The organism is Pinirhizobacter sp. (assembly GCF_035317885.1).
In the GTDB taxonomy this organism is placed as follows: domain Bacteria; phylum Pseudomonadota; class Gammaproteobacteria; order Xanthomonadales; family Rhodanobacteraceae; genus Pinirhizobacter.
In genome coordinates this window covers 1-4,346 of record NZ_DATHFX010000299.1, presented here as the reverse complement: position 1 = coordinate 4,346, position 4,346 = coordinate 1, and the positions used below count along the sequence as shown (strand labels likewise).

Annotated in this window: 2 protein-coding genes and 1 pseudogene; 1 reads left to right on the top strand and 2 read right to left on the bottom strand. The window is 64.4% G+C overall.

Going from position 1 to position 4,346, the window contains the following annotated elements; translation table 11 throughout:
* Positions 1 to 1,014 (bottom strand): annotated as a pseudogene (locus VK519_RS09770) (M13 family metallopeptidase N-terminal domain-containing protein); the annotation flags it as partial.
* A 119-nt stretch (positions 1,015 to 1,133) separates the two neighbouring features.
* Complete coding sequence (locus VK519_RS09765) at positions 1,134 to 1,838, bottom strand: pirin family protein (protein WP_324349366.1); 705 nt, start codon at positions 1,836 to 1,838, stop codon at positions 1,134 to 1,136.
* A 176-nt stretch (positions 1,839 to 2,014) separates the two neighbouring features.
* On the opposite strand from VK519_RS09765, the gene VK519_RS09760 reads away from it, so the two are divergent.
* Positions 2,015 to 4,300: an FdhF/YdeP family oxidoreductase gene (locus VK519_RS09760; RefSeq protein WP_324349364.1), complete on the top strand. Its 2,286-nt coding sequence runs from the start codon at positions 2,015 to 2,017 to the stop codon at positions 4,298 to 4,300.
* Positions 4,301 to 4,346 lie beyond the last annotated feature (46 nt).

Here is a 4,346-nt window from a genome sequence, read left to right as displayed (position 1 = left end):
ATAGAAACCGAAAGCCAGGTCGTTGTATGCCTTGGGCAACAGGCCCGTGCTGTGGTTGATGGCGTGGAAGCGGAGGTAGTCCTTCCAGGTTTGCAGCGGCTGGCTTGCCACCAGCGCCGATACGTCGTGTACCGTGCCTGGCTGCCAGACGTTGATGTTCTTGGCCTTGTCCAGGTGCGCGGCATCAAGATAAGCGGCCCAGTCGATGCCCGGCGCCTTGCTGGCAAATTCAGCCGTGGGCCACGGGTTGTTCGCCTTGTGGATGTCCTCGCTGTCCACGATGCTTTCCTGGGCCGTGGCGATCTTGGTTTCCAGGTCGAAGATGGCCTTGGCTTTCGCCTCGGCATCGGGTGTGCCGGCCTGCTTCAGGATGGCGGCGATATAGGTCTGGTAGGCCGCGCGTGCATCGGCCATGGACTTGTCCTTGCCCAGGTAATAATCCCGGTTGGGCATCCCCAGGCCGCCCTGCAGCAGGTAGGGCATGGAGTGCGCCGGGTCTTCCAGGCCCTGCGCTACCCACAGTCCGAAAAGGTGCTCGGTATCGAGGTTGGTGGCGTTGATCGGGTCCACGTCAGCACGCAGGCCATCGCCCAGTACGCGGGAGAGATCCTTCACCGAGGCGATCGCATCGATCTGGTCAAAGCTGGCCTTCAGGGGCGCCAGGCCGTTCTTCTCGATCGCTGCCTCGTCCATGAAGGCGGCGTAGTAATCGGCGATCAGGCGCGCATCGCTGTTGGCCGCGGGATTGCCCTTGCCTGCGTCGCGGATCAACTCCGCGTTGCGCTTTTCGGCCTTCTCGAACACCTGCAGGAAGATGCCTGTGCTGGCCCGGTCGGCCGGAATCACCGCGGTCTTGCGCCAGGTGCCATTGGCATAACCGTCGAAGTCGTCACCGGGCTTCACCGACTTGTCCATGCCGGCAAGGTCGACGCCCGAAGGTTTGTTCTGGGCCATGGCGGGGGAGGCCAGGGCAGCGAGGATGGCAGAGGCAAGAAGCCAGCGGGAGGCGGTCATGGAGGCACGTCCTTGAGAAGGGTCCGTGAAAGATAGTCCCCGCGGGGTGCCGCAGGGACCATGACCTTTGGGAGGGGTGGAGCGATACCCCACCCGCCCGGGCTTGCCGGCCAGTGGCGTCAGTCCAAGGTGGGCAGGTCGAACACCAGCACTTCGGCGTGGTCGCCGTGGTCGAGTTTCACCATCGACTCCTCGCGCATCATCACCGCATCACCGGCGCGCACCGCCGTGCCGTTGACGTTGAGTGCGCCACGCACCACATGCACGTAGACGATGCGGCCGTCAGCGATGGCAAGGCTCGCCTCCTCCGCACCGTCGATGAGCCCGGCATAGAGCCGGATGTCCTGGTGCACCACCACCGAGCCCTCCGCACCGTCGCGGCTGCCGACCAGGCGCAGCCGGCCGCGCTTGTCGCTATCGGGAAATTCCTTCTGCTCGTAACCGGGCTTGAGGCCGGCACGCTCGGGGATCACCCAGATCTGCAGGAAGTGCGTTTTGTCGTTGGCGTTGTTGCGTTCGGAGTGCACCACGCCGGTGCCTGCGCTCATGCGCTGCACTTCGCCCGGGCGGATCACCACCTTGTTGCCGATGGAATCCTCGTGGGCCAGTTCGCCCTCCAGCACGTAGCTGATGATTTCCATGTCCCGGTGCGGGTGCGCGCCGAAACCGGTGCCCGCTTCGATGCGGTCTTCGTTGATGACGCGCAGCGGGCCGAAGTGCACGTGGTCGTCGTCGCGGTAGTCGGCGAACGAGAAGCTGTGGTGGGAATCGAGCCACCCGTGGTTGGCGTGGCCGCGGTCTTCGGAACGACGCAGGGTAATCATGGCTAAAACTCCGTGGTTGATAGGTGCCATTTTCCTCGCGCGGACAATAACCCGGTAGATGGCGAAAATCGTACCGATCGTTTCCGTTTTGATAACAATCATGGTTTTCGCCCTGGGTCCAATCCCCGTCGGCGGGCGCAGGGCGTAGCATTCACTTACAGGCACCAGGAGCGCTCGTGAGTACTAAGAAGGTCAAGGGCATCGAGCCGTACGACAGGCCGGCGGGCGGTTGGGGTGCGTTGCGCGCCGTGACTTCGGCTTTGGCCGGGCAAATGGCCGTGGGCCGGGAATCCGCGGCCCTGCGCAAGATGAACCAGCCCGCCGGGTTCGACTGCCCGGGTTGCGCCTGGCCCGATCCCAAGGACACCTCCAGCTTCGAGTTTTGCGAGAACGGGGCCAAGGCCGTGTCGTGGGAGGCCACCGGCAAGCGGGTGAAGCCTGAGTTCTTCGCTTCGAACCCGGTGAGCCAACTGTGGAACCTCTCCGATTACGCCCTCGAGGGCCTGGGCCGCCTGACCCACCCCATGGCGTACGACGCCGCGAGCGACACGTACCGTGAAGTGAGCTGGGAGGAGGCCTTCGGGCGCATAGGCAAGGCACTGCGGGCACTGCCTGATCCGGACATGGCCGAGTTCTATACCTCCGGCCGTGCCTCGAACGAGGCGGCGTTCCTCTACCAGTTGTTCGTGCGCGAGTTCGGCACGAACAATTTCCCCGATTGTTCCAACATGTGCCACGAGGCCACCAGCGTTGGTCTTCCCGAATCCATCGGCGTGGGTAAGGGCACGGTGACGCTCGAAGACTTCGACCACTGCGATGCACTCTTCTGCATTGGCCACAACCCGGGTACCAACCACCCGCGCATGCTCACCACCTTGCGCGAATGTAGCCTGCGCAACGTGCCGATCGTAGTGATGAACCCGATGCCCGAGCGCGGGCTTGAGCGTTTCACCTCGCCACAGCATCCCACCGAAATGCTCACCGGCAAGTCCACGTCGATCGCTTCCACTTATTACAAGGTGAAGATCGGCGGTGACGTGGCCATGCTCAAGGGCATCATGAAATCGCTGATCGAGCGGGACCTGGCCGACAAGGATTTCATCGCCGAGCACACCAGTGGTTTCGAAGCGCTTGCCGCCGACGTCACGGCCACGCGCTGGGACGACATTGAGACCGTGAGCGGCGTGAGCCGTGCCGACATCGAGGCGGCGGCCGATATCTACGCCAGCGCCGGGCGCGTGATCGTCTGCTACGGCATGGGCATCACCCAGCACAAGCACGGCACCGAGAACGTGCAGCAGATTGCCAACCTCATGCTGCTGCGTGGCAATGTCGGCAAGCAGGGTGCGGGCTTTGCGCCCTTGCGCGGCCACTCCAACGTGCAGGGCGACCGCACCGTCGGCATCACCGAGAAACCCGACCAGGCACTGATCGACGGCATCGAGCGTACCTATGGGTTCAAGGCGCCAGCGACCCATGGGCACGACGCGGTAGCGGCCATCCAGGCGATCCGCGACGGACGCTCCAAGGCCCTGGTTTCCCTCGGCGGCAACCTTGCCGTGGCGATGTCCGACCCGGAGGCCAGCTTCGCTGCCATGCGCAAGCTCGACCTTGCCGTGCATATCGCCACCAAGCTCAACCGCTCGCACCTGATCCTGGCCCGGGAGTCGATCATCCTGCCGTGCCTGGGGCGTACCGAAGCGGATGAGCAGGCCACCGGCATGCAGTCGGTGACGGTGGAAGACTCCATGTCGATGGTGCATGCCTCGCAGGGCACCCTGAAACCCGCGTCGGCGTACTTGAAATCCGAGCCTGCCATCGTCGCGGGCATCGCCCGTGCCACGCTGCCCGATTCAAAAGTGGACTGGGAAGGCCTGGTGGCCGACTACGACCGCATCCGCGATGGCATCGAATCGGTATTTCCCATTTTCAAGGATTTCAACCTGCGGATCCGCGAGCCGGGTGGTTTCCGCCTTTACATCGCAGCGTCCGAGCGCAACTGGGTGACGCACGACAAGCGCGCGCATTTCCTGGTGGCGCGCGGCCTGAACGAGGACGGCCTGGTACGGGGCGGCGATACCCTGTTGCTGACCACCATTCGTTCGCACGACCAATACAACACCACCATCTACGGCTTGAACGATCGCTACCGCGGCGTCACCGGCCGGCGCGACGTGGTGTTCGTGCACCCCGAGGACCTCGCCGCCCGTGGTCTGCAGCACGGTGACCGGATCGACGTGGTGGCGCTGGGCGCCGAAGCGGGCCAGCACGCCGAGCGCGAGGTGCGCGGGTTCGTCGCCGTGGGCTATGACATCGCCAGGGGTTCGGTGGCCATGTACTTTCCCGAGGGAAACGCCCTGGTGGCACTGGAGAACCATGACGCGAAGTCAGGCACGCCGTCGTACAAGTCGGTGGCGGTGACTTTGCGTGCCGCCCGGGCCAGCGATACCCGTGCCGCCTGAGGACACCGTCGACCGCCGTGGCGCGTCGCGGCGCGAAGTGTTGCGG

Coding starts and splice junctions, on each gene's coding strand:
- VK519_RS09765 (WP_324349366.1), bottom strand. CDS start 1,838: ATGATTACCCTGCGTCGTTCCGAAGACCGCGGCCACGCCAACCACGGG.